Here is a 22,271-nt window from a genome sequence, read left to right as displayed (position 1 = left end):
TTATTCAAAGAGTAGCTGGTTTATTAAGCGAAAGCTTGCACACCAGATTGTTTTTCACCGACGGCCACTCATGCTGGAGTATCGAGTAGATAACCGTATCACGAATTGAGCCGTCACGCATTATTTGGTGGTTGCGTAAAATTCCATCCTGTTTGGCGCCCAGTCGTTCAATCGCGGTTCTAGAGGCCTGATTAAAATAGTGTGTTCTGAACTCTACCGCAATGGCTTTTTTTTGCTCAAAGACATGTTCAAGCAACAACAGCTTGCTTTCTGTATTCACGCCTGTTTTACAGGCTGATTTTGCGTACCAGGTGTAACCGAGCATAGCCCTCCTGTTCGTTTCGTCCACGTTGTAGAAGCGGGTGGTGCCTACGACTCTGTTTGTATTGTTTTGTCTGACTGCAAACGCGATATTTCCTTTCCTGGCATTTTCAACAGCATTAATTACATAGCTTTCCATCTGGGCAGGAGAGGGCACATTTGCAAACCAGAGCTTCCAGAACTCCCCGTCCATTACCGCAGCCTTTAAAGGCTCGATATGGCTAATGTCAAGAGGATCAAGGGTAACAATTTTCCCCTTCAATTCTATCGGTTCGAGCCAACTCATTTTTTTGTCAGACCGCTTATACTCTGAAGTATGTCGATTATATTGATAACATTACCCGTTTACACTCTGAAAAATGAGACCCGGAGTATTTTCCGTTAAGCAAAACGAGTTTGTAAGCCGGTGATTCTTTTTAGAGTCAGTTTTTGTCAGATTCAGAACTATCGGAAAGCTTGGGTGGGGTGACTGATTCGCCTTCGTTTAACGTCTTTTCCGCATCGGCACGTAGCGCGCGTCCAATATCTTCCATTTTTTTGGTTGTTTCGCGCAGACTTTCAATCCACTTTTTAACGATTTCCATTTCCGAGCGCGTTCTCGTGGCAGCTTCCAGGATTTCTGAAAAAACTTCACTGTCGAGGAATAGTTGCAATTGCTCCGTACTGATTAGCCCCGCATCATAGTCGTTAAGGATCCTTGCCACGTCGTCGTATCCCTGTATTAAAGGGTCGACGCCAAAGGGCAGTCCCTTTTCCTGGAAATATCTGGATTGCGCATTCCGTATCATCTGCAAGATACCCGGATCTTTCTTCTCGAGCTCGCGCAACATAGGGGCTTTCATAACGCTATGAATTGCGTAATGCTCATCCGTCAATTTCTCGACGAACGAGAGTTGGGTAAAGTCCCCGAAGCGTTGTTTTGGATATCCCGTTTCCAATGGCCCGGAAAGCAGGCGCTTGAATAACGCTTCGTCGAAATAGACAACCGCTGACAATTGCTTGATTGTTTGTTGTTCTTCCCGGGTTAGGCCAATGCACAAGCTATCGAGCAGACTCGCCTCATCCATGCCTAGAATGACGGGAATAATCGGACAACCGTCGCGCACAGCTCGAAGGTATCGCTCCGTAACCAGCTTCAGCCAGAACGGATGCCCTTGCGTCGTTTTGAAGATGTCACTGAGAGAGCTCTGATCGTCAATGCCGTGCAGCTTGAGAAATTGGAAAGCGTCCTCACGCTGAAGTCCGCTCAACTCGTATTGCTCTGGTCTTGCCGTATGAGTCTGCGATAAATTTTCCCAGTTAAGCTTATTTTGTCCCGCAATGACAAATAGTACACGAGGCACGTTTATGATTAATTGACGAACCCATTCGTCCTGCATGGCAGTGCCTCGTCGATGCTGTTCCGCCTCAAGTCCTCCCCAAAGCTTGTCGTATGAGTCCATGAAGATGGCTACATGCAGAGCATCCGATCGCTGTTTATACAGAGTGAGGTCATGGCCAAAAAAAGATGGGAGCAACTGGAGTATTTCGGCATCATCCATCCACTGCAATTGCCGAAGCTCTACCTCACATGGAGCCGCAGCAAGTGCATGCTCTTTCTTTATATGATCAATGGCCTGGTTTACCACATCCCGAAAGAGTGATCCGACGACAGGGATATAGCCGCCCGCCGGCCCGGCAGCTTTCCTCAGCATCCATTGAAGCGGTCCATCCGAAAGCTGCCTAAGCTCATCGGCAAGCGGTTTGCTCCTTTCCGCCCCAAACGCTTTATCAGTGTAGGCATAGATCGCCAAGTCGAATGCGTTGAACATCAGCGAGGTTTTTGCCGCTTTAGCGCCAACCGCCAACTCGCGGCGCAGCCGTTTCAGCGCCTCATCTGCTCGCCCATACTCCGGTTCCGCAAAATTAACCGAACCGCTAATCGCCCCGATGTTGGCATCCTCAGCTATTTCGTTACGTAGCTTTCTGAGTAAAGTCGTCTTGCCTATGCCGCTGATACCGTGATAAACGAGCACGTTAGGATCCTCTTGGCCCAACAGGAGAGAATGAAACGTTTTGCGCTCGGGAATTCTGTTAACGAAAATTTGCATCCTCTCGCCATCCTCTAATATGACCAGCCTGCCATAGCATGGGGCGCCTCAGCAATTGCGCAATGCTCAGCACGTCACCTGCTATTACAAGAGACAGGCTAGGAGTTCAAATAAGGCAAGATCGATTGTGAGGAATAATGGAAATGACCCTGGATTTTAGGGGCGCCACCGAGAAGTTGTCGAAGTAGTCGAGATCGATGAATAGGCGTCAGCGGACTTATATGGCTCGTTTTCCCGGTATTGGTTAAATGATCTAAAACATCGGTTTTTTCTTCGCAGAGTTATAACGGTCTACTCCGCTCGTGATCTCCACTTCAGCTTCTGCGACCCCTGCCCAGCCATTTATCTTGACCCATTTGCCTGGTTCCAGATCTTTGTAGTGTTCGAAAAAATGTGCGATCTGTGAACGCGCCAGTTCCGAAAGATCGGCTTGCGATTTAACGTCGCGGTAGAGGCCGCAAAGCCTGTCGATAGGCACGGCCAGAACTTTGGCATCTCCACCGGCCTCATCGGTCATTCTTAGCATGCCTAGAGGTCTGCAGCGCACTACTACGCCGGAAATGAGCGGAACTGGCGAAATCACCAGCACGTCCACGGGATCTCCATCTTCTGAAAGGGTGTGAGGAATATAACCGTAGTTGCAAGGATAGTGCATAGACGTTGACATGAAACGATCCACGAACATCGCGCCGGTTTCCTTGTCCACTTCGTACTTGATGGGATCGGCATTCATGGGTATTTCTATGATGACGTTGAAATCGCTTGGCACGTCCCGGCCAGAACTTACGCGGTCAAGATTCATCGGCGTTCCTGTTGTTGGTTGCGTATAGTGGCTTATTATAACCGGGAGGCCCGGGGGACTGATCCATTTAAACCGAAATCCGGCATCGCATCCGCCATCGCCCGGGTAGCGAATTCACTATAACGGTAGGAAGGTCGAGCGGCGCAAAGGTCTTCGTGGCTAGCTAAACTGAATAATAAGCGTCAATTGCCGGATTTGATTTTCAATATATGTCACCCATACGAATGCTGTTCAGTTTAGGCATTATGGTCGCTATCACCTATGTTGTTTTCGCCGCGGTTATATTTTTTGTACAGCCGCGGCTTGTCTATTATCCTGAATATGGGCGCAGCATCACCGAGACGCCGGATGATCTGGGGCTCCCCTATGAGACTGTGGAGCTTGCTACCGATGACGGCGAAATCCTGCATGGCTGGTTTGTTCCTGCACCCGACGCAGCGGGGACAGTGCTGTTTTTTCACGGCAACGCCGGAAACATTTCGCATCGCATGGGTTATCTGTTGATGTTTTACCGCCTTGGCTACAATACCTTTATTATCGATTATCGCGGCTATGGGCAAAGTAGCGGGGTACCTTCAGAGTCGGGCACATATCGGGATGCTCAGGCGGCATGGCGGTATCTGACTGAAAAAAAAGGTATAGTACCCTCCAATGTTGTGTTATTTGGCGAGTCCCTGGGCGCGGCGGTAGCAGCATGGCTTGCAGCGCGCGAAAAGCCGGCCTTGCTGGTGCTGGCTTCTGCGTTCACCTCCGTACCCGATATGGGAGCGAAGCTTTATCCTTTTCTGCCAATACGGCTACTGTCCCGTTTCGAATACAACACCCTGGAGTATTTGCGGAGTGTTAATTGCCCGGTGTTCATTGCGCATAGTCCACAAGATGAAATTGTGCCATTTGAGCAAGGCCGGGCACTATATGAAGCAGCGCCCGATCCAAAGCAATTTCTGGAATTGCAGGGGGGGCACAACAACGGTTTCATTTACATGCAGGAAGACTGGCAGGAAGCATTGGGCGACTTTATTCGAGAGAATTCAGGCATCTCGCCATAATTTATAATTTGATGTCTCACGGCGGCAATGCACGTTCGATGCCATTCTCTACGCTCTTCATGAAGGCGTTGGCTGCATGGCCCGTAATGTCAATCCTCTGCGTCCGATTTTCGGGGGTCAGGCCGAACCCGCCCCGTTCCGTTTCTGTTCCGTTGCGGGTGCATTGCAACCTGAGCAGATATGCCAGCCCCGTGCAGATGCATCGGTGGTAGCGTTTGGCGCGCTTATCGTCTGAGGTGTGTGTGACCGCGTAGGCGTCGTTGAGTCCCTCCAAGGCGCAGGCCACCTCCACCGATACCTGCTGAGTCGGGTTGCCCTCGACGTTTTCGTAGAAGCCCTGCTCAATGATCATTCTGCCGGGGAGGGGAGTTTAAGTCTTCGTTCGACTGGAACATCACTCCATGCCTCGAACTCCTGAACCCAAAGGCTTGCCACTTCCCAAGCGGTCCGAGCGTATGATCTGCCACTAGGGGAATCGGGATCACATGGCGGAATCAGGTCAAGACCTAAAATTTGATGTTTCATATCCGCTTTCGCATGAACCGCCCAGTAGCCTTTGGGAGTCAAGCCCAATTCGTCTAATTTCGGGTTCATGGCCCCGTAGAAATCACATGCCATTCCCTCAATCATCAAATTAAGCGTGACAATCTGATGGGGTATCGGCTCGCGAATAGCCGAGCGAAGAAAATACGAGCCTAACGCCAGAGTTTCGAAGGTCGGTGGAACCGACAACGGTTCGTCGTCAGCGGCCAGAAAACCGAACTCACGCATCCATTCGGTTAAGTCTGCGGGATGCATCACTTCTTCCGCGGCATGTTCGCCGAAAGCATCACGAAAACGTGGATCTCGGCAACTGCCGTAGCGCAATGCCACTGCCGCGGTAAAGTCGGAGGACAAATAATACAACTGCTAAATCCATTGGAAGTCTTCAGCGGAAGACGCCGAAGCCACTTTTTTAAAGAAAGCGCTTTGTCTGACCAGGCTTCGATACTCCTCTTGGAGATTCTTGAGCTATTGTGTAACGGGTACTGTACTGGTTGTCATAGCTATTCTCCTTCGCACAAATTCAATAGCATAGCTTCTCAATCAGAGTTGAATTTGGCTAGTTTCAGCGCCAATATGACTCGAACCTTTCATGCAAGATGCCGGTGCAAAAACTTTTTATACGTTTTCGTATGGTTGGAATTCTGAGTCAACGCTATTACCTGATTACCTGATCAAATGTGCTGCCGATTTACGTGCAGGATTAAATAGGCATTAAGTTTTTTATAGATATCCGAAAAGAAAAAGGCAACTTTGTCTAGTAGCCGCCCATGTGAGCTTTGCTTTGCATAGCGGGGTTGGCTAGGCGCCGACTGTCGCGCTCGCCGAACTCTATGTGACAGGACGCAGGTATGGGGATGTTAAACGAAAGGGTGCCATGTTAAATTTGCGTTTTGCGATTTATAAAAGTTAAGGTTAGGCCACAACGATGACAACAAGGCTCCGTGCCATTCGTGGTGACATTACAAAGCTGGAAACTGATGCAATTGTGAATGCGGCCAATTCGTCATTGCTGGGTGGCGGTGGCGTTGATGGCGCTATCCATCGGGCTGCGGGCCCGGAGTTGTTGCAGGAATGCAAGTTGCTTGGGGGTTGTAAAACTGGAGATGCAAAGCTCACAAAAGGCTACCGTTTAAAGGCAAAGCACGTCATTCATACCGTTGGTCCAATCTGGCATGGAGGAAAAAGCAATGAACCAGAACAGCTTGCTTCCTGTTATCGGCGGAGTCTGGAAATTGCTGTTGCCAGCGGCTTGAGTTCAGTTGCGTTTCCGTGCATCAGCGCCGGTGCATATGGTTACCCGGCTAAATCTGCTGCGGAAACAGCGGTCAAAACGGTGCGGAAGTTTGTTGAAACTGAGACTTCGCTCAAAGAAGTGTTGTTTTGCTGTTTCTCCGAGCAAGACCTTCAGTTATATCAACAGGCATTGAATGAGTGGACGGCTTAATAATTCGTTCAGGGCCGATGGAGCCCGACCAGCACGACGCAACACCATCGCCGCGAGACTGCGTGAAGCCGACTGGGAAGGAGAGCTATATGGATGGCTTAATCCGGCTGCTTCAGTGCGTTAGCACGAATGGATAGCGTGCCCTAAAGGCGCGATCAAACAGGGCGACGCCGCATTCAGTGCCTACCGTTTCTGCTGCAATGACATAGTCGGCAGTTGCGAACGATACCTGCAGCCGCTTGCCCGCTGCTTCTGCCAACGCCTTCATGTGCTCGCCCACCTGGCGCTCCACCTCTTGGCTCATTACTTGGCCGTGCAGTCCGCGCCGCTCCAGCCGCACGTGAAAACTGCCCTCCGACATGCGCTCTATGAAAGGCGCTATCCCCTGTTTGAGCTGTTCGGTCAGGGTTTCGGGAGTGAAGGAAAAGGTTTGCTCGACTGGAATGGCGCGTCCCACATCGGAAAACCAGGGCTTTTCGTTTTCGCGCGCTTCCCGCAGCGTCTCCAGGAATTGGGTCACATTCTCGACATGCCCTAAGCACACGTTTTTAAATTCGGTGCGCTCAAAATGACCAAGGCGACGTAATTGCCCCAAGACCCTGGATTGACGGCCCGGTCCTGTCGCCACGGTTACGATTACGTTCCAGTTTCTCATCTTTCCTCCTGTTCATAAGCTGGTGATGGATAGATGGAGCGCTTTTCACTATATTACTCATTTGAGTGAGGTACATTGCATTTTCTGCTGCCTAGCTTGAACCCCTTCAAAGGAGGCGTGGCTGGAGCCGCTGGCGGAGTAGTGGCAGGTTTGGCTTGTTTGGCTTGGAGCGGAGCGTAACTCCAACAAAGAACCGGATAATTCCTCTTATCTGGCTGGTCGAAGAGCGGTATGGCTTGGTCGCGCGCGATTTGCTGCGACGCTTGCCCATTGCGTGTTATCTCATCATGAAAAAAGTAAATTTCGCATGTTAGGTTACGCTTCGCTAACCTGACCTACAATTACTGATCTGCCAACGCCGTCCTCCGCAGTGCATAGGGAGGCTGGGTTGCTATAGGGACGAATCCGGAAGCCAGCAATATCCGCCCTTCCTCGGCCGTGGTCGCCCGGATCGGGGTAACTTCATCGCCTTCGTGGCCAACCTGCGCTCGCGCCGGCTGCTCAAGCGAGCCCTGGCCGCATTCAAGGAGTGTACTGATTTCCCGGTGGAGGGAACGGCAACCTTTGGCTGGCTGCCCGGCGTGAACTGGAGCGATCATCTTAATTTCTGGCGGGAGGGGTACCCGGCGCTCATGGTCACGGACACTGCTTTCTTCCGTTATCCCCACTACCATGCGCCTCAGGACACGCCAGAGAAGCTGGATTACCGCCGCATGGCGACCGTGGTGGAGGGGTTAGCGGGGATGCTGATCAAGCTGGCCGACGACGAGAGTCTGTAATGTACAGCGCCCATATGATGGATATCCGTCATCCTCGCAGCTTGTCGGACTCATCCCGACGCGAGGGGTCGAATTTGGGATGTAGCGCAAGGGCGGATTGGCGAAATCGAACACACCTCTTTTTTAGGTGCTACGTATACTGGACAGAATGGCACTGTTCAGGTTACCGCTATCGACATTCATCTTGCTCGCAGCACCGGCGAGGCTTACCATGGCGATCTCCAGTTTCGTTGCACGACCGAGTTAAAAATCTGCTTGCGCAATTGCCTGGAAATTAATGACCAGCGTGAAAGGAATCGCTGGTGTCACATCGGCCTCGCATAACCGCTTGCGTTGTGACCCCGGCGTTTTTTATTTGCTTGTATAAAGCCTTCGGTCACAAAGCCTTCAGTCCATTTTAAAGGAAAGAGATCATGCCCGATCATGTGCCTCAAGTCGGTGCCCAAGACCCCGAACTCAACACCTCCCCTATCTTCGACGAGTACGAGGATATCTCGCTTGACCTCGAACTGGAGGTTGGTGTGTGTTATTTCAATAATGTGGCCTTCCGGATTGATCAGTATGTGCTGAGCGGCAGTGAACTGCTGCGCTGCGAGGAGCGGGGCGTGTGGGTGCGCAAAGGCGAAATGCGGTCCAAGTAGCGAGCCGTCTCCCTCAAGACGTCTACCTTGCCTATCTGCCTCCAATTCTGTGCCGCACCATACTCGGCTTGAGCGAGGTGCGCTAGTCTGGGAATCTGATCTTGCCAAATCATCTGGATTGATAAAACACCATCTCAGCCAGGCAGTGCTGAAACAGCACAGATGCGCAAGGTCTTGGCCGGCGCGCGCTGCTAATGTTTGCGGCCATCGGTTGTAATGCCCTACGGGTTTCCCTCTCCGCCCGACATCCCAAACACTTGTCCGGTCGCATAGCTCGACTCCTGCGATGCAAGCAACACGTTATAGCGGGCCGAGTTCCGCAGGCTGACCTGGACGGCCAGGCGGCGTTTCTTACCAAGGATCTGAAGATTGTCCGGCATCACGCAAAACATTGCATCCGTTACCCGCGTTTCTTCGTCATGCATAACAACTTGCTTTTGCTACACTGAATAAAGAAACCCGTTACCTTGCTTTTTTCTCATGCTCTATATGGAAAGCAAATGGACGCAACTGGCTTGTTTAGGACATCGTCCTTTTAGGTCACAAATAGGAGACAATTTAACATGGGTATAAAAAAAACGTTGTTTGCTACCTTTTTCATATCGTTTCTTGTAACCGCTTGCGCAGGCGGGCGAGACGTCAAGCCCGGTCCGATCGAAATCGCTGAGGATTTTAATAGAACCTCCACCGATTGGGCCGGAGGACGCTCGGACTATATGCCTGATACACAACCAAATGATGTCATTGTTGCGCCTCGGCGGGTACCCGCGCCATTTGGGGGCTACGGCCTCTACACTGCCGGTACGAACCGAAGCGATGATCTTTTTATCTATATAAAGAAGAAATTCTCTGAATTCAGGCCCAACCAGGATTATCTGCTTACTTTCAGCGTTACATTTCTTACTGACGCTCCGGCCGGATGTATTGGGGTGGGCGGTGCGCCGGGGGAGGCGGTCACCCTGAAGGCTGGAGCCACCCCCACTGAGCCGGTCACGGTAATAGTTGACGGCCAATATCAGATGAATATTGACAAGGGCAATCAGGCACAAGGGGGGAAAGACGCTTTCGCCCTAGGCAACATTGCCGGTACAAATACGGATTGCGATCAGCCAAGGTTTGAGTCGAAAACCTTGACAAGTACTGCTTCACTCAAAGCCAGGAGTGACTCACAGGGAGCCCTGTGGCTTATATTTGGCATTGATTCTGGGTTTGAGGCGGCGAGCGAAGTTTATTATCGGTCCGCAACCATTACGGCATCTCCAGCCAGCAATTAAAGACGGCTAGAGCCAGCGGACCAAGAACATAGATAGACAGTCCAGAACAGTTTGAGATCAATCGAATGGATCTCCAATTGATTTGGTGTGTTAGATGCAGAAGTTTGCGACAGCAGGGTTATCAGGCGCTGTCGCTCCAGTTTTTTACTTTCGTACCGGGTGCTTGAAGAAGGTCGCTTGCTAACATGCCGTCGGCTCGTTCAATCAATAACAGCAGCATCGCCATTATTGGAGCTGGTTTGGTTGGTGGCGCCATAATGCACGAGGTTGTTCTGGGATGGGTTCATGCTAACGGTGGAGCGAGCACGCTTTGGCAGCCGAGCAAAGTAAGACCAGCTGAACACCTGGGACTTGAAACAATCTTTTTCACTGCCACGGGTGAGGCTGGTGTAGCGGTCCAATTGCAAAAGCTCAAGGATATTCTCGGCCCGCTACCAGAAGTCCGCGTCACGCATCAGGCCCCGCTGGTTTTTATTGTGCGCTGTGGGGATACATCGCTTCGCATCGAGGCCGAGTCACTCGATATCCTCCCAGACGGACTTACGGTAGCCAACGTCGACGATGAGACATTCCGGAAACAGTCCGCATTCCATAGCTACATTGAGAAGAAGCAGCCGAGGTTTCTGGTGATCGGAGCGAACCTCGCCTCCATGATGGCTTACGGGATGCGGTCGGCGCAGGATCAGGCGCTGGTGCTCCCGTGGCTATTGACGACGCTAAAACGTGCGGCTGATACAGCGGGTGTCGAAGCGGTTGCGGTTATAGGGACTACGGCTTTGGGGGGTCAGGGCACCAATTTGGTTTGGACGCATCAGAGCCACAAGGAGATGGATGTACACCAGGTGGCAAAGGTCCTGGCGGCATACGGAATTTTGGGGGTATTGGACCGGGCGTCAAGCGATACTGACTCCAAAGTTCGTTACATTCTTCTGACCCCTGGAAGTCTGTTGGGCTGCGATCAGGTGGATTTTGGTCCGGTGAGATACTTTTTGGTTCCGCGTGGAATGCCGCCGGCTATTGAAGATGTTATTCGCGCTCATGACTTTTTTGTGCCCTTATATGAACCCGTCAAGGTAAATCTGCAACATCTCTCCGACGAGGTGATCGACTGGGAGAAGCGGCGAGCAGCAGAGGCGTTTTTGGTGGGCGCAAAAGTGAAGTGCGGGGAAACTGGCGATACTGCCCCCTTGCAATTTGCCTGTATATCCCATGCATTTCAGATGGGGTTTAATGCCGACAGCTACATCGCGAAGATTGCCATTGATGAACTGACTGGCAGAGCCACGGGCTACAACCAGGTGCCGCTTGGCAGCGGAAAGATCATAGAGCCTTCAGCCCAAGGGCAGAATGAACGTACTTGGGTCTTACAGAGGCTGGCTGCTTTGGAAACCCAGCACGGCAAGCGCTCCTGTCCGGTCTATCCAGCACTAGGCTCCGCTCGCGCGCAAAAAGAGATTGTCCTGGCCTATGTGATCCATGCGTTACTGGCAAAACAATTTGGTGAAGCAACTGTGCAGCAGTTGGCAGACTACAGCGCCGAGGTGCTTGCAAATCAACTGTGGGAGCATCTTCAGACTGATCGGCAACTGCTTGCGGAGATCACGGCGAGCATTCCGGTCATATCTCCGATCGGCGAAATTTATACCGGGCCTTCTCTTCCTTATTTGGGGAAAGGGGTTGTTCGAACGGCAGACTTGTCCGAATTAACCGATGTGGCACGTTTCGGGGAATTTGCCGCAGTCGGAGCGGTGGATCTTCGGCCGGTTCGGGACGTAGCGGGTGGCAACGGAAAAGTCTACGAGACCGGCGTAGGCGTTTTGATTGACCGCGCCCGGTTTATCCGTGATGAATGCGTAAACCGCTACCAAGCGGCTTCAGTCGACAAATGCGGCACTGTCCTGGATGCACGAATCCGCTTCTGGATAGCGCTTACTTCGGATTCAAAGACGTTTTTTGATCCAGCGCTGTTTGTCGTCCAGTTCTTGGGCGGAGAGCAGGCCTATCTTTGACGCGGACAGTTCAATCAGCGTGCACAGCACTACCATTGCCGCTCGCGCGATTTGATCGCGCTCATCAAAGCGGACAGCCACACCAGCGACGTGAAGAATCTCCGGTAAATCGTCAGCCGTCTTTACGAGATGACGCATGCACCCCTGGATCGCCGCCGCCTCGTATGGTGACCTTCCAGTCATGGGAATGGAAAGCGGCGGGCATGATCAATCAAATTTTGCCTCTTTGATCTTTACGCTGGTTCGTTTTTAAGTATCATGAATAATATTAAATAGCGGACCGAAGCCCAATCCATTAAAGCCCGACAAGGCATATTGGAATAAATTATGTTGGTAATAGCTCACCGGGGTTATCACGCCGCGGTTCCTCAAAATACGCTGGCGGCTTTCCAGGCGGCGGTAATGGTTGGTGCGAGCGGTATTGAAACCGACGTGCGCATTAGCCGTGATGGCTTGCCGATACTGATCCATGACCGTGTTACCGCATCAGGCCAGGCAGTGGCAGATCTTACCCGAAGCGAAATTGAGCAAATTGCGGGTTATGAGGTGCCGACCCTGGACGAGGCGCTGGAGCAATTCCCCGGCATCCTGTGGAATGTCGAGGTCAAGACCATGAAAGCATTACCTGCCGTGATGAGCGTTCTTGAAAAGCATCAGGCCGGCCACCGCATTGTGGTTACCTCCTTTCGTCACGATCTGGTCGCGATCTGCGCATCATCCCTTAAAATTAATTGTGGCATATTGGTAGCACATCGACCTCGAACACTAAGTTCACTATTGGCCGACTTTAACTGTAATGGCAATCCCCGGATCAATCATATTGTGTGGGATTACGAGGTACTGGATGGCGTCCTGCTGAAGCAGGCCGCGATAGACGGGTTCCGTAACCTTGTATATGGCGCGATAACCAAAGCCGAGCATGACGATTGCCGGCAACAGGGCGCTGATGGCGTGATTACCGATTATCCACTTCTGATGCAAACCGCATAACCGTTTCCACGGGACGCCAAATGCGGCGTTACCTGATAATTTTGATGATTTGGCCGGAAACCGGTTCGCCCTCGGGATACTGCCCATTGAGCAGGCGCAAGTAATTCTCGGCATTCACGCCCAAGGGGGATGTTCTGGCCAGTTCCGCATAGCTCAAGCCTTTCGTAGCAGTGATAGTTCCGATCTCGAGCGCCTTGATGGATTCTTTCTCCGTGTCTGAAAGCGCGCGAAAACTTTCTATTGCGCTGGAAATTGCCGAACGATGGCGGTCGAACGCAGCAGGGGAGTCGCCACGTCCGGCCAGGAGGTATGCCTTGTTGTCGTGATAAATCACGCCCGCCTTGAATGGCATTCCTTCCTGGGTAGTGGAGGTGACAATGGCAACGGGCAAGCCATTGTTGGTCGTTGAAGAGGCTTCACTTGAGAGTCCAAGACGGAAGCGTTCACGGGCAAGATCAGCAGGCGAACCGCGGACGCTATCAAAAAGGCTCAACACCATCAGTGCGTCTCCATCAGGGCTTATCGCTACAACTTCATCGGGTTTGTTGCGTATACGCCACTCAGGCGGAAACGATAACGTAAATCGCAATTCCTTGTGTTGAAATGTATTGTCTCGAACGATCCCTTGATCGGCGCTATCGCCAAAAATCATGCCTTTGGTGTGGCGCAGGAATTCCTTCCGTCCATCATCCACGGCGCCTGGCTGAACATATTGCTTCGCTTCGCCAACCACCTCCTGCAAGCGCGTATCATTATCGGGGTGAGTGGCAAAAATGCCATGATACCGGTGGGGCTCACGCCCTTCCTGCTTGGCAACCTCAATATCGAACAGTTCCTGGTTTTTGAGCACGCCGATAACTTTGATCATCGCTTGCGGATCGTAGCCGCTTCGCGCCAGATATTCCGCGCCAAGACGGTCCGCCTCCAGTTCGTGGCTGCGGCCATAGCCTGAAAGGAGAGCACTGCCCGTAATCCCTAAAAGGCTTTGAACGCCTTGCGCCACTTGTCCGCCCATTTGCGGCATGAATATTCCTGCCACCAGACCGCCAATAGTGGCGGCAACATTGGCGGCAGTGGCGGCGCTGTATTGTTGTACGCTATGACGCGCCGTGACGTGACCGATTTCATGGCCCAGTACAGCCGCGAGTTCGGCTTCGGAATTAAGGTATGCCAGGATGCCGCGTGTGACGTAAATATAACCGCCGGGCAGGGCAAACGCGTTTACCTGGGGACTATCCACCACTGTGAAATGGTAATCAAGCTCCGGCCGGTGGCTTTCCTTGGCGAGTTTCTGTCCAACCTCATTAACGTAATTTTGCAGCGTGGGAAAATTGTAAACGCCATATGCTTTACTGACCTCGGCAGCAGCGTCGCGTCCCTTACGCATTTCATCGGCTTCAGACATGAGGGTGAAGTTCTGGCTGCCCGTAACCGGATTGACAGCGCAACCGCCGAGCAGATATACACAGCCAAGCGCAGCGATGAATTGAAATGCAGCCATAGTCCTCATGGATTTATTTTAACTGCTGAAAATAAAAAATGCAGACGAAAAAAAAGGCAGCTTGAGCTGCCCTTTTTTGTCTGCCAACCTTGATCAGAACTTAGAAATCAATTCCTAAGCTGCCGGTTGTTTTTCCGCCTTTTTGCCGTATTTCTGGCGGAATTTTTCTACCCGCCCGGCGGTATCAACGATCTTTTGCTTGCCGGTATAGAAGGGATGACAAACCGAGCATACTTCGACATGCAAGGGCTTGCCCATGGTGGAACGGGTCTGGAACGTATTGCCGCAACTACATGTCACGGTGATTTCCTGATAATTGGGATGAATATCTGCTTTCATGGCATGTGTCCTTGAGCTGTGTCCGCCCGGCATGATTGGAGCGGAAAGCCGGGTATTATCCTCTAGTCTGAAGGGGGATGCAACATACGTTCGGTGGAAAGAATTGCGATGAATCTCTGCTAGACCCGCCGCATCGAATCGAAGAAATCCGCATTGTTTTTTGTGGCTTTGATCTTGTCGAGCAGGAATTCCATTGCGTCCATGTCGTCCATCGGGTAGAGCAGTTTGCGCAGCACCCAGATTTTCTGCAATACGTCGGGCTTGATGAGCAGCTCCTCCTTGCGGGTACCGGAGCGATTTACATTGATTGCGGGGTAAATGCGTTTTTCCGCCATGCGCCGGTCGAGATGGATTTCCATATTGCCGGTACCCTTGAATTCCTCATAGATCACATCATCCATGCGCGAGCCGGTGTCGACCAGCGCGGTAGCGATAATGGTAAGCGAGCCGCCTTCTTCGATGTTTCGCGCAGCACCAAAAAAACGTTTGGGACGCTGCAATGCGTTGGCGTCAACGCCACCGGTCAGTACTTTGCCGGAAGCCGGTACCACCGTATTGTATGCGCGTGCCAGTCGTGTAATCGAGTCCAGCAGTATCACTACATCTTTTTTATGCTCTACCAGGCGCTTCGCTTTTTCGATCACCATATCGGCCACTTGCACGTGGCGCACCGCGGGCTCGTCAAAAGTGGAAGAAACCACTTCGCCCCTGACTGAACGAATCATCTCTGTGACTTCTTCAGGGCGCTCATCTATCAGCAATACCATCAGGATAACATCGGGATGATTAGCTGCGATCGCATGGGCAATATGTTGAAGCATGACGGTTTTGCCCGACTTCGGGCTTGCCACCAGCAAGGCGCGTTGTCCTTTGCCAATCGGGGCAATGAGATCGATGATGCGGCTGGTGACGTTTTCTTCGGCTTTGATGTCGCGTTCAAGCAACAATCGTTCGGTGGGGAATAGCGGGGTGAGGTTTTCAAACAGTATCTTGTGCTTGGCCTGTTCCGGCGGCTCGCTATTGACCTTGTCCACCTTGACCAGCGCGAAATAGCGCTCGCCATCCTTGGGAGTGCGAATTTCTCCTTCAATCGAATCGCCGGTATGCAGGTTGAAGCGTCTTATCTGACTGGGAGAGACATAGATGTCATCGGGTCCCGCCAGATATGAAGTATCCGGAGAGCGCAGAAAGCCGAAACCATCCTGCAAAACCTCCAGAGTGCCCTCGCCGAAAATACTTTCGCCCTTGCGCGCCTGGTTTTTCAGTAGCGCGAAAATCAGATCCTGTTTTCGCAGACGGTTGGCGCCGTCTATTTCATTGGCGATAGCCATCTCTACCAGTTCAGTAACATGGAAGTTTTTGAGGTCGGATAAGTGCATTGAATGGAGCTCGTGGGTGAAGAACAGGGACGTAAAGCGTCAGCAAACGTTGGGAAAAACTGATGGGGCCGAACGAGAATTAAGCGGTGAATCTAATCGAACCGGAATCTAATCGGAGCGCTTGGGGAGGCGGATAGTTATCAGATTAGCTGTTTTAGATATGACTGTCAATAAAAGCGGTGAGCTGGGATTTTGATAAAGCGCCAACCTTGGTTGCCTCGATATTACCATTCTTGAACAGCATAAGAGTGGGGATACCGCGAATGCCATATTTTGGTGGCGTAGCCTGATTTTCGTCAATGTTCAGTTTTGCTATTTTCAGCCGGTCTCCATATTCCTTTGCAACCTCATCAAGAATCGGCGCTATCATCTTGCATGGCCCGCACCACTCCGCCCAGTAGTCAACTAGCACAGGCACGGCTGACTGCAATACTTCGGCTTCAAATGTTCCATCGGAAACGTAATGGATATGCTGGCTCATGGGGCTCTCATTCAAGTTGAGTATAATTCGGCTAATGCCCGCGAGGGCAGGGTTGCATTGATGCGACAGATTGGAAAACCAAAACAGTTGAGGTAGGTATGCAAAAATACCAGAAATTATATGTTTTTGCTATGCCGCGCGTCTGATATCCGCGTATTTTTTACTTTTACTATGCTAGCGAAAAAATGTGTGAAAGGGAAGCGTATTTTAAAGGAAATTCGCTACATCGAATTCGTATGATAGTACCTAAAACAGAAAATGGAGTAAAAGTGTTGCGTAATACCCCCGGTTCCGTGCTGCAAAATCGGCCATCATAAAGTTTTTCCCCATGAATCCCTTAGTGTTACCGCACGATTGAATACCGGCTTTCCCGATTTTGTATCCTTGAGGTCCACGATGAAATAACCGTGGCGCTCGAATTGGAAGCGATCCTCCGGTTGAGCCCGAGTGAGTGATGGCTCCACATGAGCGGTGATAATTTTCTTCGAATGTGGATTTAGGGACGCCTTGTAGTCCTGCCCGCCCGCGTCAGGATGGGCATGGCTAAACAAACGGTCATAAAGCCGCACTTCGGCCTGGTGGGCGTAGTTCGCCGAGAGCCAATGAATATTACCCTTGATCTTACGTTTGTCGGCTCCCGCCGTCCCGCTCTTGCTGCCCGGATCATAGGTACAGTGAATTTCCACGACTTCCCCGTTGGCGTCTTTCACGACCTCGACACACTTTACGATATACGCATAACGCAACCTGACTTCCGCGCCGGGCGAAAGACGGAAGTAGCCCTTGGAGGGGGTTTCCATGAAATCGCTGCGTTCGATATAGAGTACTTTCGACAGGGGCAAAATGCGATTGCCCAGCTCCGGCTTTTGCGGATGGTTGGGAGCGAGGCAGTCCTCTTCTCGATTTTCCGGATAATTATCGATAACGACCTTCAATGGCTCCAGAACGGCCACACGCCGGTGGGCACGTTCGTTCAGGTCTTCGCGTAGGCAGTCTTCCAGTACGTTCATGTCTATCCATGAATCGGCTTTGCTGACACCGATGCGTTCGGCAAAAAGGCGGATGGATTCTGGCGTGTAGCCCCTGCGCCGGACTCCGGCCAGCGTATTCATGCGTGGATCATCCCAGCCATCGACGAAATCGCCCTCAACCAATTCGTTCAGCTTGCGCTTGCTCATGACAGTATAGGTGAGATTCAACCGTGCAAATTCGATCTGCTGGGGGTGGCAGCGAACAATGTCCGCCAATTGATTCAATGTCCAGTCGTAGAGCGGACGGTGATCCTCGAATTCCAGTGTGCAAAGGGAGTGGGTGATTTTCTCCAGCGCATCGGAAATGCAATGCGTGTAGTCGTACATTGGGTAAATACACCATTTATTGCCCGTACGGTGATGATAAGCATGACGGATACGGTATATGACGGGGTCGCGCAGATTAATGTTGGGAGAAGTCATGTCGATCTTGGCGCGCAGAACGTGAGCGCCGTCAGGAAACTCTCCCGATTTCATGCGACGGAACAGGTCAAGATTTTCGTCGATAGAGCGTTCGCGGTAGGGGCTGTTCTCGCCCGCCTCGATTAACGTGCCGCGCAACGCGCGGATTTCCTCGGCAGTGAGGCTGTCCACGTATGCTTTCCCCTGTTTGATGAGGTACTCGGCAAACTCGTATAATTTATCGAAATAGTCGGAAGCATAATGAAGGTGCTCGCCCCAATCAAAACCAAGCCATCTCACCGATTCAAGTATTGAATCGACATATTCCTGTTCTTCTTTTTCGGGATTTGTGTCATCGAAGCGCAGATGGCAAATGCCGTTATAATCGCGGGCAAGGCCAAAATTGAGGCAAATGCTTTTGGCATGGCCAATGTGCAGATAGCCGTTGGGTTCAGGTGGAAAACGGGTTTCCACGCGCCCATTCCATTTGCCGGACTGGTTGTCTTCCTCGATGATGCTGCGGATAAAGTTGGAAGCGGTTGGCGCGTTGGAACCAGTTGCAGGGTTTTCTTTCAAGTTAGCCTCTCCAGATGTTATTCGTTATGCTTAGCTGCGATTCGCCTTATTATAGTGGCAATAGTGTATCAGGCTAAATCCGGTAAAATGCCGCGCGCCGGGTGAACAGTATGAGCTGTAGCATGGGCCAATGTATTTGCACTACACTGAATAACATGAAGCCGCTTGCTTTTTCCATTTTGCGTCTATTGAGTGCTAACGAATTCCTGTCGGGCGCAACCATTGCGCAGACTCTGGGGGTCTCGCGCGCGAGCGTGTCCAATGCACTTCGAGACATGGATGAAGTCGGTTTGACAGTGCATAAAGTTCAGGGGCGCGGCTATCGCCTGCTCGATCCGGTGCAATGGCTGGGGAAGGATATCATCCTGAAGCATTTGGGCGACGAGGCGAACAAATTTAATCTTGCCGTGCTGGATACGATCGATTCAACCAATAGCTTTTTGCTGCGGGAAACCGCAAACGGATCGGATTCAGGCAACCTCAGAATTCACGCGGCGGCTGCGGAGCTGCAAACGGTCGGACGCGGTCGGCGCGGCCGGCAATGGCATTCCGGTCTCGGGGACGGCCTTGCCTTTTCTCTATCATGGCGATTCCAGCAGGGAGCGGGTTTTCTGTCCGGTTTGAGCCTGGCGATTGGGGTGGCAATCATACGTGCGCTCGAAGCTTCCGGAATCGAAGGAGCGGTGTTGAAGTGGCCGAACGATGTGATGTTCAACTTTTGCAAACTGGCGGGCATATTGATCGAATTGCAAGGAGACATGCTTGGCCCAACCGTTGCGGTGATCGGGGTCGGCATGAACCTGAAATTGTCCAGTAATGTGCAGGCGCGCATAGACCAGGGTGCAACAGACGTGTTTTCCATTAGCGGCGACATGCCTGACCGTAATAAATTGCTGGCTGCGCTACTGATTAATCTTGCATCGGCATTAAGGGAATTTGAGCAAAAAGGCTTTGCGCCCTTCAAGGGCGAATGGATGGACCGTCATGCTTGCGCTAGCAAAGCAGTCATACTCAGGTTGGCGGACGGCTCAGGCCAGCAGGGCATGGTGTCCGGGGTGGCGGATGACGGATCGCTGCTGCTACAAACCGCAGCGGGTATTCGCAGTTACAGCGGCGGCGAGATCACCTTGTGCAGGATGGCGTGAATGAAGCCGCTTTTACTCGCGATTGATTCAGGCAACACCCAGGTTAAGTGGGGGTTGCATGACGGACGCAACTGGCTGAAACAAGGGACAGTGATCCAGGGAAAAAAGGCATTGCTGGAGCGGGAATGGTGGGATTTACGGGAGCCGTCTCGTGTAGTGATATCCAACGTCGCCGGTACGCAGATTGCAGCCGATCTGTCCGAGGTATTTACGCGATGGAAAGCCGAGCCGCAATGGATCACCGCTGTTGCGTACCAGTGTGGCGTGCGCAATTACTACACACACCCGGCACAGCTTGGCAGCGACCGCTGGGCAGCGCTGATTGCAGCATGGGGATTGCAGGGGCAGGGTTGTCTTGTGGTGGATGCGGGTACCGCCATGACAGTTGACGCGCTCTCTGACACTGGAGAATTTCTTGGGGGAATCATCACCCCCGGTATTGATCTGATGTTGAGAATACCGATAGGAGACATCGCACCCCTGGAACCCGCGGATGGAAAATTTTGCGATTATCCTGATAATACGGCTGACGCCATATACAGCGGAGCAGTGCAGGCAATGGCGGGTGCTGTCGAGCGCATGGCCGCGCTGCTTGCCAGCACGCTAGGCCATATGCCCGACTGTATCCTCAGCGGTGGCGCGGCGCAGCAGTTGCAACCTCAGCTTAATATAAATGCCAAAGTGATGGATAATCTGGTATTGGAAGGCCTGCTGGCTATTGCCCGGGAGAATTCGGAAACACTGCTGTAGACGGGTTTTTTCGAAATACAGCAATGGAATTTTATTTTTTTCCTGTACGTTTACGGATCTGGGTTGGAATATGTCGCTTTTTCAGCATGCGGTCTTTTATACCACTGTCAATCAAATACGCGACTTACCCCCGCCTGACGGGGTGGAAATAGCGTTTGCCGGCCGATCCAATGCCGGCAAGTCCAGTGCTATCAACTCGCTGGCCAATCGCGGCCGTCTTGCTTTTGTCAGCAAAACGCCGGGGCGCACTCAACATCTGAATTTTTTTCAACTGGGAAACGGTCGTTTTCTGGTCGATCTTCCGGGTTATGGTTATGCGAAAGTACCATTCGAAGTGCGCCAGCATTGGGAGCATCTGCTTAGCACTTATCTACAGACGCGGGAATCCCTGCACGGTATGGTGCTTATCATGGATGTGCGGCACCCTTTGACCCCGCTTGACCGGCAAATGCTGACCTGGTTCGGGTCAACAGGAAAACCAGTGCATGTGCTGCTCACGAAATCGGATAAGCTTGCCAGACAGCATGCGCAGAAGGTTCTCAAGGATGTGCTGGCTTTTTTGCGTGAAACTTATCCGCAATGCAGCGTACAATTATTTTCCAGTTTCACCAAGGAAGGTGTCGAAGAGGCCACAGCCTTGCTTGGCAAGTGGCTGGAAGGGGAAGGATTGGAAAGGGACCTGGTTCACGAACCAAATGCGGTTCCCAGACAAAATGGCAAGGTGAAAATAAAGGACCCCCGGTTAAAGGGAATAAAAACCGGGGGCAAAACAAACCCGCTCAGGGGAGGAAAAGCGGGAGAGACACAAGCACTAACAAAAACAAAAATAAAAAACCCCCGGTTAAAGGGGAATAAAACCGGGGGCAAACTACCTTAATAGGGATTAAGGTACCCGCTCAGGGAGGAAAAGCGGGAGACAAATAAACAACGTCTGCAAGTAAGATATAAAATTTGCCAACAAGTTCCCAAATTTTAATTTTTATCGATTTTTTTTCTTTTTAAGGTCGGTTCATGCCAGCTTTAAGCCAATTTCCACAGAACAGGATGCGCCGCATGCGCCGCGATGGGTTTTCGCGCCGCCTGATGCGCGAGAATCATTTGTATTCGGACGACCTGATTTATCCGGTATTTGTGCTGGACGGAAAAAAACGGGAGGAAGCAGTCTCCTCAATGCCGGGTGTTGTGCGTCAAAGCCTGGACGTGCTGCTGTATCAGGCTGAGAAATGCCTGCAGCTCGGTATACCGGCTCTTGCAATCTTCCCGGTTATCGAGTCCGACCTGAAAAATCTTACTGCATCTGAGGCAATCAACCCCACGGGACTTGTACCACGCGTAGTAAGCGAACTGAAGAGCCGGTTTCCCGAGCTTGGCATTATTACCGATATCGCGCTCGACCCCTACACGAGTCATGGTCAGGATGGCCTGATTGACGCCAACGGGTATGTGATGAACGATGAAACGGTGGGGATGCTGGCGCAACAGTCGCTTGTGCATGCCCAAGCCGGTGCCGACGTGGTGGCGCCATCCGATATGATGGACGGGCGCATCGCAGCAATTCGCGGCGCGCTGGAGGACAAAAAGTACATTCATACTCGCATTCTTGCTTACTCGGCGAAATATGCTTCGAGTTTTTACGGCCCTTTTCGCGATGCAGTGGGTTCCGCTGCCAATCTGGGTACAGGAAATAAATATACGTATCAGATGGACCCAGGTAATTCGGACGAGGCACTGCGGGAAGTAGGGCTGGATTTGGAAGAAGGCGCCGATATGGTGATGATAAAGCCCGGCTTGCCTTATCTCGATATTGTGCGGCGCGTCAAAGAGCGGTTCGGTGCACCGACGTTTGTCTATCAGGTAAGCGGTGAATATGCCATGCTCAAGGCCGCTGCGCAAAATGGCTGGCTTGATGAAAAAGCTTGCGTTCTTGAAGCATTGCTGGCCTTCAAGCGTGCGGGTGCGGATGGCATTCTGACTTATTATGCCCTGGATGTAGCGGAGTGGCTAAAGCAGGAAAAGGAAGGGCAGGAAAAATAGGAAGGGAGAAAAAACAGGAAGACATGGGGGACC

Annotated in this window: 22 protein-coding genes and 1 pseudogene; 11 read left to right on the top strand and 12 right to left on the bottom strand. The window is 51.7% G+C overall.

Annotation, left to right across the window (positions count from 1 at the left end; translation table 11 throughout):
• Nucleotides 1-4: 4 nt before the first annotated feature.
• The 3 genes from CRO05_RS13605 to ppa form a co-directional block, all read right to left on the bottom strand.
• Nucleotides 5-607 carry a GNAT family N-acetyltransferase gene (locus tag CRO05_RS13605; RefSeq protein WP_097067668.1) on the bottom strand — a complete coding sequence of 201 codons (603 nt, stop codon included), beginning with the start codon at nt 605-607 and terminating at the stop codon, nt 5-7.
• A gap of 136 nt (nt 608-743) precedes the next feature.
• Nucleotides 744-2,411, bottom strand: a complete 1,668-nt coding sequence (locus tag CRO05_RS13600) for an ATP-binding protein (RefSeq protein ID WP_097067667.1) — start codon at nt 2,409-2,411, stop codon at nt 744-746.
• 253 nt (nt 2,412-2,664) lie between these two features.
• Complete coding sequence (gene ppa, locus CRO05_RS13595) at nt 2,665-3,213, bottom strand: inorganic diphosphatase (protein ID WP_097067666.1); 549 nt, start codon at nt 3,211-3,213, stop codon at nt 2,665-2,667.
• A 209-nt stretch (nt 3,214-3,422) separates the two neighbouring features.
• Here ppa and CRO05_RS13590 point away from each other — a divergent pair, with 209 nt between their 5' ends.
• Complete coding sequence (locus tag CRO05_RS13590) at nt 3,423-4,262, top strand: alpha/beta hydrolase (protein ID WP_235001443.1); 840 nt, start codon at nt 3,423-3,425, stop codon at nt 4,260-4,262.
• A 16-nt stretch (nt 4,263-4,278) separates the two neighbouring features.
• Here the strand turns inward: CRO05_RS13590 and CRO05_RS13585 are convergent, their stop codons facing one another.
• Together CRO05_RS13585 and CRO05_RS13580 are read right to left on the bottom strand one after the other, a co-directional pair.
• Complete coding sequence (locus CRO05_RS13585) at nt 4,279-4,614, bottom strand: hypothetical protein (RefSeq protein WP_097067664.1); 336 nt, start codon at nt 4,612-4,614, stop codon at nt 4,279-4,281.
• Entirely contained in the window at nt 4,611-5,159 is a 549-nt protein-coding gene (locus tag CRO05_RS13580) for an iron-containing redox enzyme family protein (protein ID WP_159462750.1), read from the bottom strand. Before CRO05_RS13580 ends, CRO05_RS13585 begins: the two co-directional genes overlap by 4 nt.
• Before the next feature lie 574 nt (nt 5,160-5,733).
• On the opposite strand from CRO05_RS13580, the gene CRO05_RS13575 reads away from it, so the two are divergent.
• On the top strand, nt 5,734-6,252 hold the full coding sequence (locus tag CRO05_RS13575; RefSeq protein WP_097067662.1) for an O-acetyl-ADP-ribose deacetylase: 519 nt from the start codon (nt 5,734-5,736) through the stop codon (nt 6,250-6,252).
• 112 nt (nt 6,253-6,364) lie between these two features.
• Here CRO05_RS13575 and CRO05_RS13570 read toward each other — a convergent pair whose 3' ends face one another.
• Nucleotides 6,365-6,907 (bottom strand): THUMP domain-containing protein, encoded by a 543-nt coding sequence (locus CRO05_RS13570; RefSeq protein ID WP_097067661.1) that lies wholly within the window; start codon nt 6,905-6,907, stop codon nt 6,365-6,367.
• Between the two features lie 473 nt (nt 6,908-7,380).
• Between CRO05_RS13570 and CRO05_RS13565 the strand changes: the two genes are divergently transcribed.
• Both CRO05_RS13565 and CRO05_RS13560 read left to right on the top strand, forming a co-directional pair.
• Nucleotides 7,381-7,686: a M28 family peptidase gene (locus tag CRO05_RS13565; protein ID WP_097067660.1), complete on the top strand. Its 306-nt coding sequence runs from the start codon at nt 7,381-7,383 to the stop codon at nt 7,684-7,686.
• A gap of 413 nt (nt 7,687-8,099) precedes the next feature.
• Nucleotides 8,100-8,327 carry a hypothetical protein gene (locus CRO05_RS13560; protein WP_097067659.1) on the top strand — a complete coding sequence of 76 codons (228 nt, stop codon included), beginning with the start codon at nt 8,100-8,102 and terminating at the stop codon, nt 8,325-8,327.
• 221 nt (nt 8,328-8,548) lie between these two features.
• Here CRO05_RS13560 and CRO05_RS15925 read toward each other — a convergent pair whose 3' ends face one another.
• Nucleotides 8,549-8,752 carry a hypothetical protein gene (locus CRO05_RS15925; RefSeq protein ID WP_235001442.1) on the bottom strand — a complete coding sequence of 68 codons (204 nt, stop codon included), beginning with the start codon at nt 8,750-8,752 and terminating at the stop codon, nt 8,549-8,551.
• A 138-nt stretch (nt 8,753-8,890) separates the two neighbouring features.
• Between CRO05_RS15925 and CRO05_RS13550 the strand changes: the two genes are divergently transcribed.
• From CRO05_RS13550 to CRO05_RS13540, 3 genes are all read left to right on the top strand, one after another.
• A complete protein-coding gene (locus CRO05_RS13550) occupies nt 8,891-9,601 on the top strand; it encodes a hypothetical protein (RefSeq protein WP_097067658.1) in 711 nt (236 codons plus the stop codon).
• Nucleotides 9,602-9,786: 185 nt separating this feature from the next.
• Entirely contained in the window at nt 9,787-11,610 is a 1,824-nt protein-coding gene (locus tag CRO05_RS13545) for a hypothetical protein (protein ID WP_097067657.1), read from the top strand.
• 327 nt (nt 11,611-11,937) lie between these two features.
• Nucleotides 11,938-12,600: a glycerophosphodiester phosphodiesterase gene (locus CRO05_RS13540; RefSeq protein WP_097067656.1), complete on the top strand. Its 663-nt coding sequence runs from the start codon at nt 11,938-11,940 to the stop codon at nt 12,598-12,600.
• Nucleotides 12,601-12,628: 28 nt separating this feature from the next.
• Here the strand turns inward: CRO05_RS13540 and CRO05_RS13535 are convergent, their stop codons facing one another.
• The 5 genes from CRO05_RS13535 to CRO05_RS13515 form a co-directional block, all read right to left on the bottom strand.
• Entirely contained in the window at nt 12,629-14,101 is a 1,473-nt protein-coding gene (locus CRO05_RS13535; RefSeq protein ID WP_235001441.1) for a M48 family metalloprotease, read from the bottom strand.
• Between the two features lie 114 nt (nt 14,102-14,215).
• Nucleotides 14,216-14,440, bottom strand: a complete 225-nt coding sequence (rpmE, locus tag CRO05_RS13530) for a 50S ribosomal protein L31 (protein WP_090879116.1) — start codon at nt 14,438-14,440, stop codon at nt 14,216-14,218.
• A 119-nt stretch (nt 14,441-14,559) separates the two neighbouring features.
• Entirely contained in the window at nt 14,560-15,819 is a 1,260-nt protein-coding gene (gene rho / locus CRO05_RS13525) for a transcription termination factor Rho (RefSeq protein ID WP_097067655.1), read from the bottom strand.
• A 154-nt stretch (nt 15,820-15,973) separates the two neighbouring features.
• On the bottom strand, nt 15,974-16,300 hold the full coding sequence (gene trxA / locus CRO05_RS13520) for a thioredoxin TrxA (RefSeq protein ID WP_090879112.1): 327 nt from the start codon (nt 16,298-16,300) through the stop codon (nt 15,974-15,976).
• Nucleotides 16,301-16,611: 311 nt separating this feature from the next.
• A complete protein-coding gene (locus tag CRO05_RS13515) occupies nt 16,612-18,309 on the bottom strand; it encodes a glutamine--tRNA ligase/YqeY domain fusion protein (RefSeq protein ID WP_097067654.1) in 1,698 nt (565 codons plus the stop codon).
• A gap of 110 nt (nt 18,310-18,419) precedes the next feature.
• On the opposite strand from CRO05_RS13515, the gene CRO05_RS13510 reads away from it, so the two are divergent.
• The 4 genes and pseudogenes from CRO05_RS13510 to hemB all read left to right on the top strand — a co-directional run bounded on the left by CRO05_RS13510 (nt 18,420) and on the right by hemB (nt 22,238).
• Nucleotides 18,420-19,454 (top strand): biotin--[acetyl-CoA-carboxylase] ligase, encoded by a 1,035-nt coding sequence (locus tag CRO05_RS13510; protein WP_235001440.1) that lies wholly within the window; start codon nt 18,420-18,422, stop codon nt 19,452-19,454.
• Nucleotides 19,455-20,204: a type III pantothenate kinase gene (locus CRO05_RS13505; RefSeq protein ID WP_097067652.1), complete on the top strand. Its 750-nt coding sequence runs from the start codon at nt 19,455-19,457 to the stop codon at nt 20,202-20,204.
• Nucleotides 20,205-20,274: 70 nt separating this feature from the next.
• Nucleotides 20,275-20,871 (top strand): annotated as a pseudogene (yihA, locus tag CRO05_RS13500) (ribosome biogenesis GTP-binding protein YihA/YsxC); the annotation flags it as partial.
• Between the two features lie 344 nt (nt 20,872-21,215).
• A complete protein-coding gene (gene hemB / locus CRO05_RS13495) occupies nt 21,216-22,238 on the top strand; it encodes a porphobilinogen synthase (RefSeq protein ID WP_097067650.1) in 1,023 nt (340 codons plus the stop codon).
• The last annotated feature ends 33 nt before the right edge of the window (nt 22,239-22,271 follow it).

Source organism: Nitrosovibrio sp. Nv4, assembly GCF_900215485.1.
Taxonomy (GTDB): domain Bacteria; phylum Pseudomonadota; class Gammaproteobacteria; order Burkholderiales; family Nitrosomonadaceae; genus Nitrosospira.
The sequence above is the reverse complement of the archived record's forward strand: the minus strand, read 5'-3'. Positions and strand labels throughout refer to the sequence as shown.

What these genes read in the sequence shown, in the direction of transcription:
- rpmE (WP_090879116.1), bottom strand. Translation starts at nt 14,440, where the DNA reads ATGAAAGCAGATATTCATCCCAATTATCAGGAAATCACCGTGACATGT.
- ppa (WP_097067666.1), bottom strand. Translation starts at nt 3,213, where the DNA reads ATGAATCTTGACCGCGTAAGTTCTGGCCGGGACGTGCCAAGCGATTTC.
- CRO05_RS13570 (WP_097067661.1), bottom strand. Translation starts at nt 6,907, where the DNA reads ATGAGAAACTGGAACGTAATCGTAACCGTGGCGACAGGACCGGGCCGT.
- CRO05_RS13545 (WP_097067657.1), top strand. Translation starts at nt 9,787, where the DNA reads ATGCCGTCGGCTCGTTCAATCAATAACAGCAGCATCGCCATTATTGGA.
- CRO05_RS15925 (WP_235001442.1), bottom strand. Translation starts at nt 8,752, where the DNA reads ATGCATGACGAAGAAACGCGGGTAACGGATGCAATGTTTTGCGTGATG.
- CRO05_RS13605 (WP_097067668.1), bottom strand. Translation starts at nt 607, where the DNA reads ATGAGTTGGCTCGAACCGATAGAATTGAAGGGGAAAATTGTTACCCTT.
- CRO05_RS13575 (WP_097067662.1), top strand. Translation starts at nt 5,734, where the DNA reads ATGACAACAAGGCTCCGTGCCATTCGTGGTGACATTACAAAGCTGGAA.
- CRO05_RS13505 (WP_097067652.1), top strand. Translation starts at nt 19,455, where the DNA reads ATGAAGCCGCTTTTACTCGCGATTGATTCAGGCAACACCCAGGTTAAG.
- CRO05_RS13535 (WP_235001441.1), bottom strand. Translation starts at nt 14,101, where the DNA reads ATGGCTGCATTTCAATTCATCGCTGCGCTTGGCTGTGTATATCTGCTC.
- hemB (WP_097067650.1), top strand. Translation starts at nt 21,216, where the DNA reads ATGCCAGCTTTAAGCCAATTTCCACAGAACAGGATGCGCCGCATGCGC.
- CRO05_RS13510 (WP_235001440.1), top strand. Translation starts at nt 18,420, where the DNA reads ATGAGCTGTAGCATGGGCCAATGTATTTGCACTACACTGAATAACATG.
- rho (WP_097067655.1), bottom strand. Translation starts at nt 15,819, where the DNA reads ATGCACTTATCCGACCTCAAAAACTTCCATGTTACTGAACTGGTAGAG.
- CRO05_RS13550 (WP_097067658.1), top strand. Translation starts at nt 8,891, where the DNA reads ATGGGTATAAAAAAAACGTTGTTTGCTACCTTTTTCATATCGTTTCTT.
- CRO05_RS13585 (WP_097067664.1), bottom strand. Translation starts at nt 4,614, where the DNA reads ATGATCATTGAGCAGGGCTTCTACGAAAACGTCGAGGGCAACCCGACT.
- CRO05_RS13590 (WP_235001443.1), top strand. Translation starts at nt 3,423, where the DNA reads ATGTCACCCATACGAATGCTGTTCAGTTTAGGCATTATGGTCGCTATC.
- CRO05_RS13560 (WP_097067659.1), top strand. Translation starts at nt 8,100, where the DNA reads ATGCCCGATCATGTGCCTCAAGTCGGTGCCCAAGACCCCGAACTCAAC.
- CRO05_RS13540 (WP_097067656.1), top strand. Translation starts at nt 11,938, where the DNA reads ATGTTGGTAATAGCTCACCGGGGTTATCACGCCGCGGTTCCTCAAAAT.
- trxA (WP_090879112.1), bottom strand. Translation starts at nt 16,300, where the DNA reads ATGAGCCAGCATATCCATTACGTTTCCGATGGAACATTTGAAGCCGAA.
- CRO05_RS13600 (WP_097067667.1), bottom strand. Translation starts at nt 2,411, where the DNA reads ATGCAAATTTTCGTTAACAGAATTCCCGAGCGCAAAACGTTTCATTCT.